The 21,890-nt window shown below is 37.5% G+C and carries 16 protein-coding genes and 1 pseudogene; 13 read left to right on the top strand and 4 right to left on the bottom strand.

The window, feature by feature from the left end; translation table 11 throughout:
* Positions 1–96 precede the first annotated feature (96 nt).
* The 9 genes from LZ480_RS10305 (at position 97) to LZ480_RS10265 (ending at position 12,366) form a co-directional block, all read left to right on the top strand.
* Positions 97–1,353, top strand: a complete 1,257-nt coding sequence (locus tag LZ480_RS10305) for a LysM peptidoglycan-binding domain-containing protein (protein WP_241369346.1) — start codon at positions 97–99, stop codon at positions 1,351–1,353.
* A 122-nt stretch (positions 1,354–1,475) separates the two neighbouring features.
* Positions 1,476–3,140: a ribonuclease J gene (locus tag LZ480_RS10300; RefSeq protein WP_241369345.1), complete on the top strand. Its 1,665-nt coding sequence runs from the start codon at positions 1,476–1,478 to the stop codon at positions 3,138–3,140.
* Positions 3,141–3,451: 311 nt separating this feature from the next.
* Positions 3,452–4,453, top strand: a complete 1,002-nt coding sequence (locus tag LZ480_RS10295; RefSeq protein WP_241369344.1) for a VanW family protein — start codon at positions 3,452–3,454, stop codon at positions 4,451–4,453.
* A gap of 327 nt (positions 4,454–4,780) precedes the next feature.
* Positions 4,781–5,464: a TraR/DksA C4-type zinc finger protein gene (locus tag LZ480_RS10290; protein WP_241369343.1), complete on the top strand. Its 684-nt coding sequence runs from the start codon at positions 4,781–4,783 to the stop codon at positions 5,462–5,464.
* 114 nt (positions 5,465–5,578) lie between these two features.
* On the top strand, positions 5,579–6,988 hold the full coding sequence (hpaB, locus tag LZ480_RS10285) for a 4-hydroxyphenylacetate 3-monooxygenase, oxygenase component (RefSeq protein WP_241369342.1): 1,410 nt from the start codon (positions 5,579–5,581) through the stop codon (positions 6,986–6,988).
* 286 nt (positions 6,989–7,274) lie between these two features.
* Positions 7,275–7,757 carry a hypothetical protein gene (locus tag LZ480_RS10280; RefSeq protein ID WP_241369341.1) on the top strand — a complete coding sequence of 161 codons (483 nt, stop codon included), beginning with the start codon at positions 7,275–7,277 and terminating at the stop codon, positions 7,755–7,757.
* Positions 7,758–7,958: 201 nt separating this feature from the next.
* Complete coding sequence (locus LZ480_RS10275) at positions 7,959–10,319, top strand: bifunctional 2',3'-cyclic-nucleotide 2'-phosphodiesterase/3'-nucleotidase (protein WP_241369340.1); 2,361 nt, start codon at positions 7,959–7,961, stop codon at positions 10,317–10,319.
* A 358-nt stretch (positions 10,320–10,677) separates the two neighbouring features.
* Positions 10,678–11,373, top strand: a complete 696-nt coding sequence (locus tag LZ480_RS10270; RefSeq protein WP_241369339.1) for a polysaccharide deacetylase family protein — start codon at positions 10,678–10,680, stop codon at positions 11,371–11,373.
* Between the two features lie 9 nt (positions 11,374–11,382).
* On the top strand, positions 11,383–12,366 hold the full coding sequence (locus tag LZ480_RS10265; RefSeq protein ID WP_408641611.1) for a M23 family metallopeptidase: 984 nt from the start codon (positions 11,383–11,385) through the stop codon (positions 12,364–12,366).
* A gap of 99 nt (positions 12,367–12,465) precedes the next feature.
* On the opposite strand, the pseudogene LZ480_RS10260 reads toward LZ480_RS10265, so the two are convergent.
* Positions 12,466–12,633: pseudogene (locus LZ480_RS10260) on the bottom strand (helix-turn-helix domain-containing protein).
* Between the two features lie 72 nt (positions 12,634–12,705).
* On the opposite strand from LZ480_RS10260, the gene LZ480_RS10255 reads away from it, so the two are divergent.
* Positions 12,706–15,897, top strand: coding sequence for a DEAD/DEAH box helicase (locus LZ480_RS10255; RefSeq protein WP_241369338.1), 3,192 nt, complete (start codon positions 12,706–12,708; stop codon positions 15,895–15,897).
* 37 nt (positions 15,898–15,934) lie between these two features.
* On the opposite strand, the gene LZ480_RS10250 is transcribed toward LZ480_RS10255, so the two are convergent.
* Positions 15,935–16,384, bottom strand: coding sequence for a universal stress protein (locus LZ480_RS10250; RefSeq protein ID WP_241369337.1), 450 nt, complete (start codon positions 16,382–16,384; stop codon positions 15,935–15,937).
* Positions 16,385–16,500: 116 nt separating this feature from the next.
* Positions 16,501–17,091 (bottom strand): biotin transporter BioY, encoded by a 591-nt coding sequence (locus LZ480_RS10245; RefSeq protein WP_241369336.1) that lies wholly within the window; start codon positions 17,089–17,091, stop codon positions 16,501–16,503.
* Between the two features lie 294 nt (positions 17,092–17,385).
* Between LZ480_RS10245 and LZ480_RS10240 the strand changes: the two genes are divergently transcribed.
* Positions 17,386–18,837, top strand: coding sequence for a protein adenylyltransferase SelO (locus tag LZ480_RS10240; RefSeq protein ID WP_241369335.1), 1,452 nt, complete (start codon positions 17,386–17,388; stop codon positions 18,835–18,837).
* 172 nt (positions 18,838–19,009) lie between these two features.
* Here LZ480_RS10240 and LZ480_RS10235 read toward each other — a convergent pair whose 3' ends face one another.
* Positions 19,010–20,053, bottom strand: coding sequence for an LLM class flavin-dependent oxidoreductase (locus LZ480_RS10235; RefSeq protein ID WP_241369334.1), 1,044 nt, complete (start codon positions 20,051–20,053; stop codon positions 19,010–19,012).
* Positions 20,054–20,213: 160 nt separating this feature from the next.
* On the opposite strand from LZ480_RS10235, the gene LZ480_RS10230 reads away from it, so the two are divergent.
* Positions 20,214–20,711 (top strand): RNA polymerase sigma factor, encoded by a 498-nt coding sequence (locus LZ480_RS10230; protein ID WP_241369333.1) that lies wholly within the window; start codon positions 20,214–20,216, stop codon positions 20,709–20,711.
* Positions 20,698–21,831 carry a hypothetical protein gene (locus tag LZ480_RS10225; RefSeq protein WP_241369332.1) on the top strand — a complete coding sequence of 378 codons (1,134 nt, stop codon included), beginning with the start codon at positions 20,698–20,700 and terminating at the stop codon, positions 21,829–21,831. The genes LZ480_RS10230 and LZ480_RS10225 overlap by 14 nt, the downstream gene beginning before the upstream one ends.
* Positions 21,832–21,890 lie beyond the last annotated feature (59 nt).

Raw genomic sequence — 21,890 nt, 5'->3', positions numbered from 1 at the left:
TTAATACATTTTCGCACACTTCAATTCATAAATTATAGAATCGAATAAAGAGGAGGAACGACAATTTACATTCATGTCGTACAGCCGGGAGAAACGTTGTGGGGAATCGCGCGGGCATATGGAACTACTGTTCAAGAAATAGTGACAGCTAATCAAATACCAGAACCAGACCGATTAGTTGTCGGGCAAGCTTTGGTTATTCCTATTTGGGGGCAATTTTATGTCGTACAGGCTGGGGATAGTTTATGGTCAATTGGACAGCGTTTTGGGATCAATTATTTAACACTTGCGCAAATGAATGGCATTAATCCAAATGCACCGCTTATGATTGGTACACGATTATTTATTCCCCCAATACCAAAAACTACAGCGGAAATTTTGGCGTATATTGAACCGAGGGGCGATGAAGTAAGCGATGCATTAGTAGATGAAGCGCGAGCAACGAGTCCCTATTTGACGTATTTAGCACTTTTTAGTTATGAGGCGAGGCGCGATGGTTCGTTAAAGGTACCGCCTATCAAGCCATTACCGACAGTAGCAGCAAAGAACAACGCAGCAATTGCGATGGTCATATCGAATCTTGAGGATTTTCAGTTCAGTAGTGAACTTGCACGTGATATTTTTCAAAGTGTAGCCGTACAAGATGTACTTTTTGACAATATTATTGAGGAAGCACAGCACATTGGCAATGTTTCGGATATTCATTTTGATTTCGAAAAAATACCAGGTGATCAACGAGAAGCCTACAATAATTTCTTGCGTAGAGCCGTAGAACGAATGCATGCAGAGGGCTATACGGTATCGACTGCACTCGCACCGAAAACGAGTTCGAATCAGCCTGGTGAATGGGTCGCTGGTCATGATTACGAGGCACACGGTAAAATAGTCGATTTTGTGATGTTAATGACGTATGAGTGGGGGTATTCAGCAGGGCCACCAATGGCAGTTTCACCGTTACCTGAAGTCGAAAAGGTCGTGCAATATGCCTTAACGGTTATACCATCGAAAAAAATTATACTTGGGCAAAATTTATACGGCTATGATTGGACGCTACCTTTCGTACAAGGTGGACCTTATGCAGAAGCATTAAGCCCGCAGCGAGCGATTGAGTTAGCGAAACGATATCATGCAGCGATTCTATACGACTATACCGCGCAAGCACCATACTTTAATTATACCGATGATGAGGGGCGTTCACATATTGTTTGGTTTGAGGATGCTCGCTCTATTCAAGCGAAATTTAATTTGGTAAAACGTTTATATTTACGTGGTGTTGGTTATTGGAAGCTCGGTCTTCCATTCCCGCAAAATTGGCAATTAATTGGTTCGAATTTTAATGTAGTGAAAAAATAGCAAGAGTGTATTTGAAAATGATGCTTCTCCCGAGTAATTTTTACGGTATATAACACACTTTTATAAGCAATACTAGAAAGCACTTGAAGTGTTTTACTAACTTTTCATCGGGAGGTAATTGTTTGACTAGCGCACAATCGACACTTTCCATTTTTGCCTTAGGTGGTATTAATGAAATCGGAAAAAATATGTATGTAATTCAATATGCAGATGAAATTATTCTGGTTGATTGCGGGGTGAAATTTGCAGATAAAAGCTTATTAGGGATTGATGTAATCATCCCTGAATTTACTTATATTGAGGAAAATCGCGATAAAGTCATAGGCTGTATTGTAACGCATGGGCATGAAGATCATATTGGTGGGATTCCGTATTTATTGAATAAATTCAATATCCCTATTTTTGCATCACGTTTTACATTAGGTCTTATTGAACTGAAATTGAAAGAACATAAGCTATTGAGGGATGCTCAATTAACCGAAATTACGGCGGACTCTCGCTTGGAGTTTGGCAAAATGGCCGTAACCTTTTTCAAAACGAGCCATAGTATACCAGACTGTTTAGGGCTAGTATTCCACACACCTGAAGGGAAAGTTGTGCATACGGGAGATTTTAAATTCGATTTAACCCCTGTAAATGACCAATCATCGGATATTCATAAAATGGCAGCAATAGGTCAAGAAGGTGTATTAGCATTAATTTCGGAAAGTACGAATGCAGAAAGACCAGGTAATACACCGTCTGAAAGTTTAGTTGCTAATCAATTAGAGCAACAATTTTTACAGGCGACAGGAAAGATTTTTATTTCAACCTTTGCTTCGAACGTAAACCGCATCCAGCAAATTATAGAGGCAGCTAGTAAAACAAACCGCAAGCTATTATTTCTTGGACGTAGTATGAAAAGTGTTACGTCTGTTGCCATCAAGCTTGGCTATTTGAAACTGCCGAGTTGGATGTTAATAGAGATAGAGGATTTGAGGGAATTACCACCAGAACGTATCGTCATCGTTTGTACAGGAAGTCAGGGGGAGCCTTTAGCAGCGCTGTCACGTTTATCTACAGGTAGCAATCGGGATATTAAAGTGATACAAGGTGACACAGTTATTTTTGCAGCTTCACCAATTCCAGGGAATGAGAAAGACGTATCTAAAATCGTCGATAATTTATTTCAACTTGGAGCAAATGTTGTATATGGTAATTCAAGTATAACTGGATTACATGTTTCGGGACATGGGTATCAAGGGGATTTGAAGCTAATGCTTACACTCATGCAGCCGAAATATTTCATTCCTGTGCACGGAGAGTACCGTATGCTACATATTCATCGTTTACTCGCTGAGGCAGTGGGCGTGGAAAAAGGGCACACATTTATTTTGAAAAATGGAGATGTTGTCGATATTTTCGGGCAAGTGGCGCGGCAAACAAGGGCTGTAGCTGCTGGGGATTCTTATGTCGATGGCATTGGCACTGGTGAAGTAGGCGATATTGTATTACGTGACCGCAAACGTTTGTCTGAAGATGGCATGCTCGTAATTGTCGTAACGATAAGTAAGCTGGATGGTTCGATTCTTACAGACCCAGATACCATTTCGCGAGGATTTGTTTATGCTAGAGATGCCGAGCAGTTAATTAATGATATTAACGAACTGGCAAAAACAGCTGTTTTGAAATTTAATGAAGCCAATCCTTTTGCCATGAAAAAAGCGGTCAAAAAGGTAGTCGATCAATATATTTATACGTTGACAAAAAAAAGTCCGATAATTTTACCCATTGTTATTGAAATATAATTCAACCAAAAGACTGATAAGTGAACTGTTATAAGTTCACTTGTCGGTTTTTATTTTGGTATGAATAAAACGGTTAAAAATGCAAGTTGTTAAATTTAAATGCTTCTATTAATAATCTCATATATCCCAATTATTCTTAATTAATCGGAACAGCCTGTTGCACTCTGGTAGTGCTGAAGAACAAATCCTATTAAGTAAAAATCATTTCTTCCCCAACTTTTAGTGTTGAGCCGTTTTTCTTACATAACACAATTTTAGAAAGAGTTGAATAAACTAGAAGTATCTTGGCTTTTATAGATAGGGGAAATTTTGTGAAAAAAACGTGGGGAACTTTACTGCTTTTTTGTACCATATGGCTTTTAGTTGGATGTCAGGAAAAAACACTTCATAGCGAACAAGAAAAAAATGAACCCACATATATGACTCAACCTACAGAAGACAGTTCAAATGTAACGGAGGTAGATGTTGAGCCACAACAAATTTCAAAATCGGCTTTTGTTACCTTAATCGATCCACGTACCTTGGAAATTGTTCAAACGATAAATCCGAAAGAATTAGGCTTCGAATCTGATTTTACGTTCTATCAAACACAGTTGAAACAAATGGCTAAGAATTTAGCAAGGGGATACGAGACCTTTATCGGATACGATCAAACGATGGAGCTTGATCGTGTGGGGGAGAATGGGCAAATTATTAAAGGAAATGATGGGATTATTCTAAAAGAAAGTGAATTAGTTGCTAAAATTATTGAAGCTTCTAAAAATGGAGAAAATGTATATTTACCGCTGTACGAAATAAAAAGTAATTATCAATTTGAAGAAGTTGCCTCGCTGAATGATGTTGTGATTGCTTCATTTACAACGTATTTCCAACCATCAGCAGAAGGAAGAAGTAAAAACATCGAACTTTCGGCACTAGCACTTAATAATATCATTGTTGGAGAAGGCGATTATTTTTCATTTAATACAATGGTTGGTGAAAGGTCTGAAGCAAGGGGCTATCAACCCGCATATGAAATTGTCAATAAAAAAATGGTGATGGGGATTGGCGGAGGGATTTGTCAAACTTCCTCCACATTATTTAATGCAATCGATCAAGTTGCGTTAAGGATAAGAGAGCGACATCATCATTCGTTAAGTGTAGGCTACGTACCTGTAGGCAGAGATGCAACTGTATCCTATGGTACGTTAGATTTTAAATTTCAAAATACGAGTGGTGTGCCTTTTATAATAAAAACATATTATAGTACCGGCGTGCTGACAATCGAAATTCGAACTGCCCAACAATATAAAACAATGCTTGAAAATGCCTGACTTGCTTCATCAGAAGAACCAAAGTATGTCCTTAATTCATTAGAGGTGCAGATCTCGGCTGAAAAAATGAATCGCCGGAGAGTGTAACTGATTATTAGGAGGTTTTTTTCCAGTAATCTCAAAAAAACTTGAAGTTATTATACCGTGGTGTAACTATTTATAGAGACGTGTAAATCGTGTGGTTCGAGGTCGATTCTTATATGGTATTCATCTTAAAACGTGTTCTTTAGATTTCACTACAGTAATATTATTCGTTTTTTTTGCCAAGTTTACTTTCATGAATTCGCTTCATTTCGCTCATACTACAAATGAAGGGAAGTGAAAGCGATGCTTACCGTTAAACAGTTATCAAAATTAAAAAAGCAGCTTATAGAACAAAAAGAGGAACTAACTATTGCAACGGATGATCAAGAAAATGGAGGGACAATTCGCAACAGTTTGAGGGAGGCTACCGATGAATTATCGACAATCGATAATCATCCAGCCGATTTAGCAACTGAGTTATATGACAGAGAAAAGGATTTAGCCTTAAGTGTCCATAGTGAAGAATTGTTAAGGCAGGTAAATTCCGCACTCGAAAAAATGGAAAATGGCACATATGGAGTTTGTGCAAAATGCCAAGAATTAATTCCGTATGATCGTTTAAGGGCAATACCTTATACAGCATTTTGTATTGAGCATACAGAGTCTAAATCGATTGCGACTGATCGACCAGTTGAGGAAGAAATTATTTTGCCACCAGTGGATAATTCATTTTCTAATAGGGAATCACACGATGTTTTACAAGATGATGAAGATTCGTTCCGAGAAGTCGCTCAGTATGGTAATTCAGATACACCCTCTGATTTTGAAGGGGATTATGACAGTTACAAAAGTTTGTACGGTGAATTGAATGAAGACATGTACGGAGCAGAAGAAATATTACATCTTTCTAAAGATGAACAGCTTAATGGTCAAATTTCCAAAGCCTATGCAGATGAGGCACGAAAGTACGATTATTTGGATGAATAAACAATTGCCGGGGTGAAGAAGCCCTGGCTCTATTTAGTTTTTTTATTAATAGATGGTCAAATTAATGCTACTTTTAATATGATACATAGAATGATTGTGAAAAGGAGCGTGCTAATGCCTATTATTACAGGGGAGCAATATATTTCACGTATTGATCAATTAGGGACTGAGATATGGATTGACGGAGAGCGGATACACGGCAAACTATCAGAGCACCGTGCATTTAAAGGGATTATGAACAGTCAAGCTGAGCTTTATTCAATGCAGCACGATCAAAGCTTGCAACATGAATTGACTTATTCATCACCGACAACGAATGATTTGATAGGGCGGTCATTTATCCAACCGAAAACTAAGGAGGATTTAGTCAAGCGGAGGCAGATGGTTCAGCATTACGCATCGTATCATCATGGTTTAATGGGCCGGAGCCCGGATTATATGAATACAGTAGTTACCGCATTTGCTTGTTCGACGGATTATTTACAAGGAAAAGAAAATTGCTATCCTGAGCATTTGCAGGCGTATTATGAATATGCACGTGAGCAGGATTTGTCCATTACCCATACATTCATTGATCCACAAGTGAACCGCTCGAATTTTTATATCGAATTTGATGAAAAACCAATTGCGGCAACGATTATTGAACAAAATGATAAAGGAATTATCGTTGACGGTGCAAAATTACTAGCTACACAGGGTGGGATGACGGACGAAATTTTTGTGATGTCTGCTAGTAACGATGGAGATGGGAATCGTGCGTTTGCGTTTGCGATTCCAAGTAATACGAGTGGGCTAAAATTTATATGCCGTGAATCATTTGCACTTGGGGAAAGTGAATTTAATTATCCTCTTGGTTCAAAGTTTGATGAAATCGATTCGCTCGTTATTTTTGATCGAGTATTTGTTCCGTGGGACCGAGTCTTTTATGTAAATAATATACATGTAGCAAACACATTTGCTCAAAATTCGTTATTTCGCCCACTGTCATTACATCAAGTTGTGGCGCGGCAAGTAAAGAAAACTGAATTTTTGATAGATGTTGCATTTGCAATTGTCGATTCGATTAAAATCGAAGAGTATACTCATGTTCAGCACAAATTAGCGGAAATGCTTGTGCTTCAGGAAACGATTGAAGCATTGTTATTAAAATCCGAGCATAACGCACAGCTACACGAATTTGGCTATATTTGTCCACAACGTGAGCCGCTAGAAGCCGCCATTTTAATTTATCCCAAAATGTATCCACGCATGGTTGAAATCATTCAATTATTAGCTGCAAGTGGCTTAATAAATATACCGACAGAAAATACCTTTCAAACTGAGCTAAACGATGACCTGAATCATTTTCTCCAATCAAAATCTCAATTAGGTGAAGAACGCGTAAAGCTATTTCGCATTGCATGGGATTTAACGATGAGTCCATTTGGTACCCGTCAAACATTGTATGAACGATTTTTCTTTGGTGATCCTGAGCGGATGTCTGGAGCGATTTATAATTTATATAAAGAAAAACGAAATTTATAGGCAGCAAAATAATTTTATAGATAAAATGCACTTCTAATATATTTTCTAATTTCCCCAAAATACCTCATGTGTATCTAGTATTAGATCAATTCAAAAGACACATTACAATAATTTGTGTATGGATGGATAAAAATGAATCGAAAGTAACGCATATAAACTTTGTGTTAGTTATAAATGACTAATTGTGTTATAATACTTTTGACGCTATGTAAATAAATTGCTAACTTATACTTTTAAATGTAGTAGCACAAATTGGCGGAAATTTTTGAAATAGTAGGTGTTCCGAGTGAATATTTTATTTAAAGCGGATAGCGGAAAAGTTTTCGAGGTTCCTTTTAAGTATGAACAGTTAAATGTAGAAGAAACTAACTTTGAAGGTTCAACTAATACTAAATTTTTTAAATTAATTTTAAATACTATGTTAACAGATTTACCCTTCAAGGAAATAATTTATACTTTACCTTATCTAGATGATTTCGACAATCTATTGAATCATAGCGAAAGGCTTATTACGCATAATCTTGAGCTTACATTTGGTGTACCGAAGTTAATCGTCAATACAATTGACGAAGATAATCAAATCCATACGATAACTTTTGATATTATGACGAGCCAATTTTTCATTTCGTCAGAAGAGGAAGATAGGTTATCGACGTTACAAAATGACTTTCAACAAATTTTTATAACGACAGAAACATATCAAATTCCAAATTTGATTTTATATCGCGAAACACAAAGCGCATTTGAGAAATGTACAATATCTAAATAGAAGTTGTTCACGAACCCCCTTGAAATATTAGATTATTTCGAGGGGGGTTTTTATTTATAAACTTTTTAATAATTTTCTAACTCTATTAACTCTTTTGAATTGTAAATATTTTATTAATAGTTAATTAATTATCTATTATTATTTTGAGTGTTTGGTAATATATATTAGTAAGTTGGAAAATTAAGCAATGGAGGAATATGTATGTGGAAAAAATTATCGGCTTCTGCCCTTACACTATCGCTATTAGCTGGTGGTATAGCAGTTATGCCAACAGCGGCTGCAGAAAATGAACAAATTACGCGCGGTGAGTATGTTAAAGAAGTTATTGAAGCATTAGGGGTGCCTCTAGGAACTGGACAATCAGTGAAATTTAAAGATGTTCCAGATTCGTTAAAGCCATATATCGAAAAGGCTGTCGAATTAAAATTAATTAAAGGTAAAACAGATACTGAATTTGCGCCAAATGATAAGCTAACACGTTCACATGCATTTATGATTGCAGTTCGTGGTCTTGATTCGGATGAAGAATATTCAGAAAAAGTATTAGACCAATATAAAGATAGCTCTAAAATCGCACAAGGCGACCGTGCTGAAATGGCAAAAGCAGTAGGTTTAAGCTTAGTAACAGGCTTTGATGACGGGACAATCCGTCCGAAAGACTTTGTAACAAAAGCACAAGCTGAGAAAATTTTAGAACGTTTCTTAGCAGAATATAGCCCGGTAGCAGCAAATACAACGGCCGCACTACGAATTTTAGGTACAACAGATATTCATACAAATATCATGAATTATGATTACTATAAAGATGCACAATCTAACAGCTTAGGTCTTGCGAAAACAGCCATTCTAATCGAAGAGGCGCGTAAAGAAAATCCAAATACATTATTATTTGATAATGGTGACACAATTCAAGGTACACCACTTGGCTCTTACGTTCAAGCAGTTCAAAAGCTTAAAGACGGAGAAATGCATCCGTCAGTAGCAGCAATGGAAGTTTTAAATTATGACGCGGCTACATTTGGTAATCATGAATTTAACTATGGTTTAGACTTTTTAGATGAAGTAACAGATGACGCGACATTCCCATTTGTTAATGCTAATGTTCGTGATGCAGCAACAAAAGCATTAAAATATACACCATATGTACTAATTGATAAAGAGGTAGTGGATTCACAGGGTAACATATCTACAATTAGCGTAGGTGTTACAGGGATCGTTCCACCACAAATTTTAAAATGGGACAAATCTAACCTTGAGGGGAAAGTAACAGTAGATGACTCTGTAGAAGCTGTAAAAGCTGTTGTTCCTCAAATGAAGGAAGCAGGGGCAGATGTAATTGTTGTTCTTTCTCACTCAGGTATGGGTGATGCAACTCATGAAATGGGCGAAGAGGATGTATCCTACTTACTTTCAAAAATTAATGACGTAGACGCAATCATTACAGGACATGCACATGGCGTATTCCCAGGTAAAGTTGATGAATCATTAACAAATGTTGATGAAACACAAGGTACAATGAATGGTGTTCCGGTCGTAATGGCGGGTAAATTCGGTAGCCATTTAGGTGTAATCGATTTACAACTTGAGAAAAAAGGCGACGATTGGGACGTAACTTCAGGTACTGGCGCAGTGCGTGAAATCGCAAAAGACAACGCTGAAGTAAACAAAGAGATTGTAGAAAGTGTAAAATCAGCGCATGAAGGTACAATTAACTATGTACGTCAAGCTGTAGGGACAACAACAGCAACAATTCATAGCTATTTCTCACAAATACAAGACGATCCATCCATTCAAATCGTAACAAATGCACAAACTATTTATGTGAAAAACAAAATCAAAGGGACAAAATACGAAAACCTTCCAGTATTATCAGCCGGTGCACCATTTAAAGCAGGTACTCGTAGCGATGCAGATTACTACACATACATTCCAGCTGGCGAACTGGCGATTAAAAACGTGGCAGACCTTTACCTATACGATAATACGTTATCGATGTTAAAAGTAACAGGCGCAGATGTAAAAGAATGGTTAGAAATGTCAGCAGGGCAGTTCAATCAAATTAATGTGAGTAATAAAGAAGAACAACAACTAATTAACACAGACTTCCGTTCATATAACTATGACGTTATTGATGGAGTGACATATGAAATCGATGTAACCCAACCAGCAAAATACGATCCAAGCGGTAAATTAGTAAATGAAGGTGCTTCACGTATTGTCAACTTACAATACAATGGTCAACCAATTGATTTAGCACAAGAATTTATTGTAGCAACAAACAACTACCGCGCAAATGGTACATTCCCAGGTGTTCGTAATGCAACAGCTGTAGAAATTTACCCAGATGAAAATCGTCAAGCGATTATCGATTACATTTTAGAAGAAAAAACGATCGACCCATCAGCAGACGGTAACTGGAAATTCGCTCCGATTTCTGGCGATGTAAAAGTTGTATTTGAATCATCTAAAAAAGCAGTAAATGTATTAGAAGGCAATAAAAGTATAGAATACATTGGTGAAGGTACAGACGGCTTCGGTAAATATTCTTTAAAAATGAACTAATACAAATAAACACCTGTAGACATGATTTTGGTCTACAGGTGTTTTTCATTTAAAGAGAAGAAATGGTCTCATTACCGACTTGTTTATTAACGTAAGAATGCGTAATTGATACGACTCTATAAAATGATCATAGAAATTCCCTGACTTTAAAAAAATTAATAAAATCCATATAAAAATCAGATTATGGCTAATGAGGGAATTAATTATGCTTTAAAAGAGTAATCAGGCTTTTTTTGACAACAATTCCTTAATGTTTCGTCAATAATTTTCTTGGAATGAACAATAATAAACGTAACGATTGAATTAAAGGAAGTGGCTTAATAATGAAAAAGAAATGGGTTTTTTTTTAGGTGTTTTTGTGTTTACTGCAATTTCGGTAGTATACGTCATTGACCGAACTTCGGCTGAAAAAGGGCGTAAATATTATGAAGACGCCGGTTATATTATTTGGGATATTCAAACCGAAAAAAAGGTTGTTGCACTTACGTTTGATGATGGCCCACAAGCGACGCATACAGAAAACGTACTAAATTTACTCGATCAATATGATGCGAAAGGTACTTTTTTTATTGTAGGACAACAAGCAGAAAAATATCCACAAATTGTACGACGTATGTATGAAACAGGTCATGAAATTGCCAATCATACGTACAGCCACCCTTATTCGAAATCTGTCCCAAAGGTAATGAAGGAAATTGAGAAAACGAATGAAATTCTCTACAGTATTACCGGTTTTTCAACGAAATTATTTCGTCCAGTAGAAGGAAATTATACAGATGAATTAGTAACAGAAGTGGCACGTGAAGGCTATAAGTTAGTCATGTGGTCTTGGCATTTAGATACTGAAGATTGGAAAGACCCTGGAGTCAATAAGATTGTTAATACAGTGTTGACTGGTATAGAACAAGGAGATGTTGTACTGTTTCATGATGGAGGCGGAAACCGAGAGCAAACGGTTCAAGCACTTGAAAAAATATTACCAGAACTTAAAAAGCAAGGCTATAGCTTTGTTACAATTTCAGAAATGTTGAGATTGCAGCAGGCCGGAAAGTGAGGAGGAATTGTGCACCGAAAATTATTAGCGATGGTTGTTGCTACAATAGCAACTATGAACATTGGACATGAAGCTATTAATGCAAATGAACAACAGGATACAAAAGAGCAGCGAATCCAAGAGCGTATGAAATATTATGTGCAATTCCAGGATTTCGTTATTCCATGGTATTATTTAGCGGCAATTGATCAGTATGAACGTAATATTCAGCAGGTGCGGCAAGACATACCGAAGAAGGAAGGCGTAATAGCTATTCAATTTTCAAATGAATATTGGGCAGGTGCATTGAATCCAGTAGAAGATGATACGATTCCAAATTCAATTCAACTATTTGGTGGCATGGGACTTGATGGTAATGGAGATGGTGTTGCTTCACTAGATGATGATGAAGATGTAATGTTTACAATGGCTAAATATTTGCGTATGTATGGACATGGTGTACAGGATTTTAAATTAGCGTTGTGGGATTATTATAAAAATGAGCAAGTTGTCAATCAAATTACGGTCATTGCGAAATTATTCGAAAAGTTTGGCACGATTGATTTAGATGCGAATTATTTCCCGATTCCTAAAAATTACGTTTATAGCTATGCTGGCACATGGGGAGCAAATCGTGGTTGGGGTGGTAGGCGTATCCATGAAGGTACAGATATTTTTGCAAATTACGGTACACCAATTCTTTCGACTTCGTACGGTGTTGTGGAAGTTATAGGGTGGAATGAATTTGGCGGTTGGCGCATTGGCATTCGTGATCATCATAATTCTTACCATTATTATGCACATCTTCATTCATTTGATGATAGCATAAAGCAAGGTGATATCGTGGAAGCAGGGCAGACGATTGGCTATGTGGGGAGTACAGGTTATGGTAAAGAAGGAACGGCTGGCAAGTTTCCGCCTCATTTACATTATGGTTTGTATAAATTCAATGGTCGGACAGAATGGGCATATGATCCATATCCGTCATTGCTGAGATGGGAGCGAAATAAGTAATTAAAAGCGGGACAGGGCATTTTCATTCGTGAAAATGTCTTTTTCGATTAGTTATCCTTCTAATTTTGAATATAGTTATTAATGAATTCTCTTAATATCCTATTCCTTTACATATTCTAAAATATCACCAGGCTGACATTCAAGAGCTTCAAGTGTAGAAATACGAATGACTTTTGCTTTGCCTTTTTATAAAATTGACATATTGGCCATTGTGATTCCAACACGTTCAGATAATTCGGTAACACTCATTTTGCGTTTCACAAGCATATTTGGGGGAGAAGGATAGAATTTGCAGTGACTTCATGCGAGAATAGAAGTAATGAGAAAGGGGTGTTGAGCATGGAGATAAACATAACAGACAAAAAAATTAAGGATCTATGCGGAACGGTCTCTTATAAAAAGGGACAAACCTTTTATCAAACTGGGAAAGTTACAATCAATGAAAATGACGAAATTCATGCTACCGCTACTGTGAAAAGCGCAGAAGATTTTCAAGTGCGTATTATGAAAACAACAACATCAAAAGAATTGCAAACGAGCTGTAGCTGTGAAAGCCTTATTCAGTTTTCGAAAAAATGTCAGCATGTGGCCGCTGTTTTAATTGCGTTTCAGCAGCAAAGGTTACTTCAGGGCGAATTACAACTGCAAAGGGAGCAGCAAGAAGCTATTGATAATGAATTATTTTCAATTTTTGACGAGAAGTCGGTTCGTGGGAGTGGCTATCAGCGGCATTTTGAGCAGCGTGAGACATTAGCTCTGCAATTTGTTTTAACACCGATTGAGTTAACAAAACATGAAACATTATTTGCGCTACGTTTAAGGGTAGAGGACATACCGATTCGCTCCATTCGCCCTTTTTTACAGGCAGTTTCAGGAGCACGGCCGTACCAAATTGCCCCACATTTTACGTATGAGCAAAGTGAGCATTGTTTTGAATCGAAACAAAATAATATCGTACAGCAGCTAAATGACATTGTACAAGATGAGGAACTGTATATTGATGCAGCCTTACAGCAAGATGAACTTCAATTATTTGAAGATATGATGCTCATTCCACCTTCTGCATGGCAAAAACTTGCACCAAAATTAGCAGAGCAACAAGAAATTGCTGTTCAATATAACCGTGAAAGTTTTAATGGCTTTCACTATATGGAAGCACCATCTTCATTGACATTTAATGTTGGAAAAATGGAAAATCATTATGAAATGCGCATACCGCAGTTAGAGAGCGCTATATTATTTGAAAGCTACGGGGCACTTTTAATTGAGCAGGATATGTATGTTTTGTCTGCGCAAAGTACAAAGCAAGTAAAAGACTTGCAGCAACTATTTGTAAAACAGGAGCGCTTCATCATTGAAAATAACCAGTTAACGCATTTTTTAGATGTGATTGTACCAAAGCTCAAGAAAATTGGATGTGTCGAAATCGCCGCGGATATTACAAAGGAACAAATGAAGATACCGCTACAAGCAAAACTTTATTTAGACCGTGTCAATAATCGACTATTAGCAGGGCTAGAATTTCATTATGACCAATTTGTTATTCAGCCACTTGAAGAAACGTCGATTGCAGACGAGATTTTAATTTTGCGTGATATCGAAAAAGAGGCAGCCATTATGCAAGTAATGGATGATAGTGGATTCACAAATACAGAGGGCGGCTATTATATGCAAAATGATGAATTAGAGTATCAATTTTTGTATCATACATTGCCACATCTACAAAAGCTCACGCAAATTTATACGACGACTTCTGTGAAATTACGTATTGCCAAAGAAAATAACTTTCCGAAAATTCGCGTCAATGTACAACGAGAGCGTACAAATTGGCTGGAATTTAAATTTGAAATGGATGGCGTAACAAATAAGCAAATTAAAGAAATATTACGAGGGCTGACTGTAAAACAAAAATTTTATCGTCTCGCAAATGGAGCTTTATTATCTTTAGAAACACGAGAAATGGAAGAAATTCAGCGCTTTTTACGAGCAATTCCAGCGCAGGATGATGAATATGAGCTGACGTTTAATATGCCGATTTTAGATAGTTTACCATTTCTAGAGCAGTTTGAGCATAGTGACATTTTTGAAGCAGAACAGTCCTTTCAGTTGTTTACACAGCAGCTATTACAACCAGAAATGTTGTCATTTGAAGTACCAGAAAGTTTAGCACCGATTTTACGTGATTATCAAAAGGACGGCTACAATTGGTTCAAGTTACTTGCGAATTATGGCTTTGGCGGTGTACTCGCAGACGATATGGGGCTTGGTAAAACCATTCAGAGTATCGCCTTTATTGTGTCTGAGCTAGAAATCATTCGAGCCAATAAGCAGCCGGTACTAGTTGTTTGTCCGTCGTCACTAGCATATAACTGGCTTTATGAACTGATGAAATTTGCACCAGAAATTGAAGCTATTATTGTAGATGGCACAACAGTTGAACGTCGAGAATTACTCCGACAATTATCGATGCATGATGTGGTCATTACAACGTATCCATTACTGCGCCGGGATATCGCATTATATGAGCGTCAGCATTTTCACACGGTATTTTTTGATGAAGCGCAAGCCTTTAAAAATCCATTAACGCAAACCGCCCGTACAGTGAAAAAAATTCAAGCCACGAATCGCTTTGGGTTAACAGGAACACCAATTGAAAACTCATTAGCTGAATTATGGTCCATTTATCGTATTATTTTTCCGCAGCTTTTCCGCGAACTTGAGGAATTTAAGCATATGCAACGCAAGGACATTGCCCGCCGTGTGCGCCCGTTTTTGCTGCGCCGCATGAAAGAAAATGTATTAACGGAGCTTCCAGGTAAGGAAGAAACACTTGATTTTAGCGAATTACTACCAGAGCAAAAAGCTTTGTATGCAGCATTTTTAGCAAAATTGCGTGAAGATACATTAAAGCATTTAGATAAGGATACATTTCAGCAAAATAGAATTCGTATTTTGGCAGGCATCACGCGATTACGACAAATTTGTTGTCATCCCGCGTTGTTTATTGAAGATTATCAAGAAAGTTCGGCAAAGTTTGAACAGCTACTAAAGATTTTACAAGAAGCAAAATATTCAGGGCGTCGGGTGCTAATTTTTTCTCAGTTTACACAAATGCTAAAACTAATTTCGACGGAGCTAACAAAGCGCGGGGAACATTATTTTTATTTAGACGGGCAAACGCCTTCAGAGGAACGTGTGCTATTATGTAGCGCCTTTAATGACGGGGAAAGTAATCTATTTTTAATATCGTTAAAGGCTGGAGGGACCGGCCTCAACTTAACTGGCGCGGACACCGTTATTTTATATGATTTATGGTGGAACCCAGCAGTAGAAGAGCAAGCGGCAGACCGCGCGCATCGCATGGGACAGCAGCAGGTCGTACAGGTTATTAAGCTCATTGCACGTGGCACGATTGAGGAGAAAATGAATCAATTACAGCAAAAGAAAAAGATGCTCATTGCAGATATTTTAGATTCGGAGCAGTCGTCTACATTAACAGAGCAAGACATTCGCGAAATTTTAATGATTTAAAAAGGGTATGAGGACAAAAATCCTCATACCCTTTCGTTTACTCTTCTGGTGTACGTACTACTAAAACATCACATTTTGCGTGGCGTACAATTGCTTCAGTGTTTGAGCCAAGGAAGACTTGTTCTACTGCATTAACACCTGTTGCACCACAAATGATTAAATCGTGTTGTACATGCTCATGTAATTTTTTTGATAATACTTGTTTAGGCACACCTTTTGTTAAGATTTTTTCTACATTTTCGATGCCTGCATCTTTTGCTTGTGTTTCGCATCCGTCTAATAATACTTCGCCGTGCTTGCGAATTAATTCTACCATATTGTCATATAGCATATCGAATGAAGTAGCTACACTAGTATCGATTACATGAATAATATGTAGGGTAGAGCCCACATTTCGTTTTGCTACATCAATTGCTTTTTTAAATGCATAGTCTGATAATTTTGAGCCGTCTACTGCAACGACAATATTTTGATAATGGTTCGACACAGAGAATTCCTCCTTTGTAATTAACTTTATTATATCAAAGAAAAAGAAATTGGAAAAATAAAGCTTCTACTTTGTAAGGGGCTCGTGTAGGGTTATTAAAATAATTACCTATACAATTATTTTATCGGTAAAATTTTAAGTACTTTTTGGATACGGTACCCAAAAATACCCGCAAAAATGGCTAGAATGATATCTTTTGGCATCGGAGGCAACATCCATAACCAAGCCATCCCATAGCTAAAGCCTTCTGGTGCAGCAGCCCAAAATTTATAAGCAACATACATCCAAGTTGTACCTAGAACGTAATTAATAACTAGCGCAATAAGAGCTGCAAAGATATAAGATGTTTTTGTTTTGTAGTGTTCTACAATTCTACCTGCTACATACGCACATAAGATAAACGTAATGATAAAGCCGAATGTTGGAAATAGAATGGCAGAGAAACCACCTGTGAATTTAGAAAATACTGGTGCACCTGCTAATCCGATTAACATATAGACTGTACAAGCAATGGCCCCTTTTCTGCCTCCTAGTACAAGACCAGCTAAAATCGCGAAAAAGGTTTGCAATGTAATTGGAACACCGCCAATTACTAAAAAGGGTACGAATGATGTAATATTTGCACCGATCATCATCAAAGTAGAAAATAGTCCGCAATAAACTAAATCAATCGTTTTAAAGCTATTTGTTGAGGTAATGGTATTCATTTGAGTACTCCTTTAGTTAACTAGGAATTTAAATTAGTTAACTTAAATAATAGGTGGAATTTTGTAGTATGTCAACCGGATATTTATAGCTGGTTAACGATAGTTTTATTAGTTTACTATAACTTTTTACAAAAATATTTTATAGTGGAAAACGTTTATCTTGCGTTTACATAAGGGACTTGCAATGATGTCTATATGTTATCAAGTGATGGAACATAAATGGTTATGTCTATTTTTTGGTTTGTTTAAATACAGACGGCTATAATAAACATAAGAAAGAATGAGGTGAAATTTTTGCAACAACAACAATTTGGTTTTCGATTTGACAATAAATATACAACGTTACCACAAAGTTTTTTTACGAAAGTTCAGCTGAATCGTGTAAAAAAGCCTTCGATTGCAATTTTTAATCGTTCGTTGGCGCAGGAATTACAATTAAATGCGGATGAATTATTACAGTCAGGTGCGAAAATATTAGCCGGAAATTTAGAACTAGAAGGTGCTGCACAAATTGCACAAGCATATGCAGGACATCAATTTGGTCATTTAAATATGCTTGGTGATGGCCGCGCACTGTTATTGGGTGAACATGTATTAGCAAATGGTGATCGTTTTGATGTACAGCTAAAGGGCTCTGGGCGCACGCCGTATTCTCGTGGTGGCGATGGACGTGCAGCACTTGGCCCAATGATGCGTGAATTTATCATCAGTGAAGCAATGCATGCGCTCGGTATTCCGACAACCCGTAGCTTAGCAGTCACTTCTACAGGCGATGTGATTTATCGGGAACAGGCGTTAGAGGGCGCAGTATTAACACGTATTGCACAAAGCCATCTGCGTGTTGGGACATTTCAATATGCGGCAACATTTGCAGGTATTGAGAATTTGCGTGCATTGGCAGATTATGCAATAGCACGTCATTATCCTGAAATTTTGCAGGATGAAAATCGTTATTTAGCGTTGCTAGAGTGTGTTTTAGACAAGCAAGCAGCACTTGTAGCAAAATGGCAAAGTGTCGGTTTTATTCATGGTGTCATGAATACGGACAATATGACGATTAGTGGTGAAACAATTGATTATGGCCCATGTGCATTTATGGATACCTTTGATCCCGCAACAGTTTTTAGTTCAATTGATACGCAAGGGAGATATGCATATGGCAATCAGCCGAACATCGCATTATGGAATCTAACACGATTTGCCGAAAGTTTGTTGCCGATAATTGCAACTGATTTAGAAGAAGCTATTCAGTTAGCTCAACCGGTAGTTGAAAGGTTCCCGAGTGCCTTTGAAGGCTATTATTTTAGTGAAATGCGCGAAAAGTTAGGACTATTATCAACTAATGAGCAAGACGAGGCACTCATTTTACAATTGCTTGAGTATATGGAGCGATTTGAAGTTGACTATACAAATACATTCCGTGCTCTAACGGAAGGAGTATATCCAAAAAATCTATTGTTCCAATCAGAAGAATTTTTACAATGGGAACAACAATGGCCTGCACGTTTAGATGCACAAGGCACGACCATTGAAGAAGCAAGAGACATTATGAAAACAGTGAACCCAGTTATTATCCCGCGTAATCATGTCGTTGAACAAGCGATTAACGAATTCGTGGAAGGGGAGCCAGCACTTTTTTTACAGTTATTACAAGCAGTAACAAATCCGTATACAACAGCAGACTCAAAATTTACCGAGCCACCACAAGATGACTCACCACCATTTGTGAGTTATTGTGGCACTTAAATCTTTGCACCATAGTATTTTGCTATGGTGTTTTTTTATGGAATTTTCAAGTATGATAAAAGCAGTAAATGGTACGGAGTGATGGAATTGGTTAAAGCCCCATATTCAACTTACCAATCAACTTGAAAATAGCAAGCACGGAACAACGTGAAAATCTGTTGTTCCGTGCTTTTTACTGTTGCTGTATATAGTTTTTCACAAGGGGCACTACTTTTTCAGCAAATAGCTTCATGCTACGCTCGATTAATTCAATTGGCAGCCCACCGATATCTGGTTGTGCTAAAAAGCGAGTGTGACCAAAAAGTTGATGCTGCTTAATAATTTTTTCAGCAACCGCTTCAGGACTACCAACAAATAACGCCATATTTGGAGCAGTCATTTCTTCAAATTGTTCAAAGGATAATTGGAAGCCTAAGCCACCACGCTGCTGATTGACATACTGCCAATAATTTTTATAAAACGGATAAAATTCTTCACGTGCTTGCGCGGTTGTTTCAGCAATAAATAGATGTCCTGTAACACCAACATTTAAAATTTTCTCATGCGTCTGTCCTGCTTCTCTGTACAAATCGACAAGAGGCTGGAAACGGTCAAGAGGGCCACCCAAAATCGCTAATGCCATACCAACACCGAGTTTTCCTGCACGAATCGCGCTCTGAGGAGTACCACCAACCCCAACCCAAATCGGAATTTCGTTTTGTATTGGACGAGGGGCAATATCGGCATTACGTAATGAAGAGCGAAATTGTCCATTCCATGTGACACGGTCATTGCTGTTCAATTGTTGTAGTAATAATAAGTTTTCTTCAAATAATGCATCGTAATCTTTCGTATCATAGCCAAACAGTGGAAATGATTCAATAAATGCCCCGCGACCTGCTAAGATTTCAGCACGACCATTACTAAGTAAATCGAGTGTAGCAAAGTCTTCAAATAAACGTACTGGATCAACCGTACTTAATACCGTTGTTGTGCTTGTTAATTTAATACGTTTTGTACGTTGTGAAATTGCGGATAGAACAACGGGTGGGGCAGAAACGACATAATCTAAGCGATGGTGCTCTCCAACGCCAAATAGATCTAGTCCAAGTTGCTCTGTTAAATCTGCCATCGTTAAAATTTCCCGAAGTCGCTGCGAAGGGCTCGGTGTTTCGCCAGTTAATGGGTTAGTCCCAATATCCGCTAGTGAATAAATCCCAAATTCAAAGTTTTTCATTTTAGGTTACTCCTTTACCTTTAGTTACTAAAAGTAAGTTTAACATTTTTATAATTATTTGTTCAAAAGAATGCTATTGAAAAAATATTTTTGAATTAATTGAACAATTTTTCAGAAAATATGCGTCTAAGTTGTAGAATTGAAAAGAGGTGAGTGATCGGTGGAACAAATCATAGAACAGTATGGCGAATATTTATATCATTTTAGTTATTTATACGTGAAGGATATTCAGCTTGCAGAGGAAATTACACAGGACGTATTAATGAAGTTTCTACTACATAAAGAGGATTTCCGTAACGATGCCTCGATAAAAACCTATTTAACGCGTATTGCAATTAATTGTTGTCATGATGAATTGCGCAAACAAAAGCGCAAAAATTTGTTAACGAAATTACTCCCAGTGCGTAAAAATGAACCTTCAAGTGAGCAAAAATACTTAGCAATAGAATCGTTTACAACGTTAAAAGATAGTGTGTTTGCATTGCCTGTTTATTATCGTGAAGTAATTATCTTATTCTACTACGAGGAATTTGAGGTAGCTGAAATTGCCGATTTATTAAAGATTTCACAAAACACCGTGCGTACAAGAATTCGTCGTGCAAGGGAACTATTAAAAAACAATCAGGAGTTGGAGGCGGCATTTTATGATGGGATTTAAAAAACAATTAAGGCAAGAATTACAGCAAGACGCACCATTTACGAATGACCTAAAACAGCGTTTACTACAAACGAAGCCAACACCAAAAAAACAAAATTGGCAAGTACTATCTGTTTCAGTTGCAGTGTGCTGTCTTATTGGCATGTTGCTGATTGCACAATTTGCACCTCAAAAAAGTGTTCTAACTGCAAGTGAAAGTGAGACGTTATTGCCGTTACTAGATGATGTAACAGGTTTAGAGGTTATTGAACCCAGTTATGCGCGTTTACTTGGCGAACAATGGATGCTAGAGAGTTTGCCAATGGTCATAGATAAGGACGCACCAATTACTTACGGGGATTACGTCGCCTACTATACTCCTGGTGGAATCATTGTCTCGACTGTACTCGGTTTAGCGAATGATTCTGTGACGATGGATGAGGGACAAATTACTGTCAATGGTACGGTGCTAAAGGTACGAGGGCTTGGTGAAAAATTAACCGAAATGAATAAGCGAGACCCGTTTCTTAATCCCTACTATTTTCAGGAGCATGGCGTAACATTTTCGTCATTTGCGAATGAAACGATTAAGGCGGCAAAGGATGAGCTGCTTGTTTATCAAAATGTAGAGCAGCATCAATTATTGAAAATTAACGAGGGACAATTAGCTGGTAAGGTGACAGCCATTCAAGCGTCAGATGAATTGGCACTGACATTGACGGCTGAGGAGCAGGCTGTTTTTGAGGCATTTAAAATCGATCATGATTTAGAGCGTTTACGACATATTTCACCTGTAGTAATTGCGAAAATGTATTTATTGAGCGAAATAGAGATGGATTTTCCAACATACGAGGCGCTTTTTACAACGGCTCAATCTTCAGAAATTTTTGAGGTAAAGGCATATTATGAAAAAACAAAAGCGCTACACCAGCAGCTATTTACGCCAGAGCTCAATCGTATATTAATTGCCACATATTTTAATGGACTGCAAGAAGGTGAATTTGAACAAGATACAGATACTGAAGGATGGGTGATGTTTACAGGGGAAAACGGCTTACCAGCAGGTGTAGGAATGGCAAAAAATGAGCAGGGCATATGGCAGCCGTCGTTCGTCTCACTATTTATTCCAACGCCAAAATAAAGTAAAAATAGCATATGACTATAACATTTTTGATGGATAGGAAAGTATCAATTATCCGA

The sequence above is a fragment of the Solibacillus palustris genome, from assembly GCF_022549215.1.
Lineage (GTDB): Bacteria > Bacillota > Bacilli > Bacillales_A > Planococcaceae > Solibacillus > Solibacillus daqui.
This window is presented reverse-complemented; position numbering and strand designations above follow the sequence as displayed.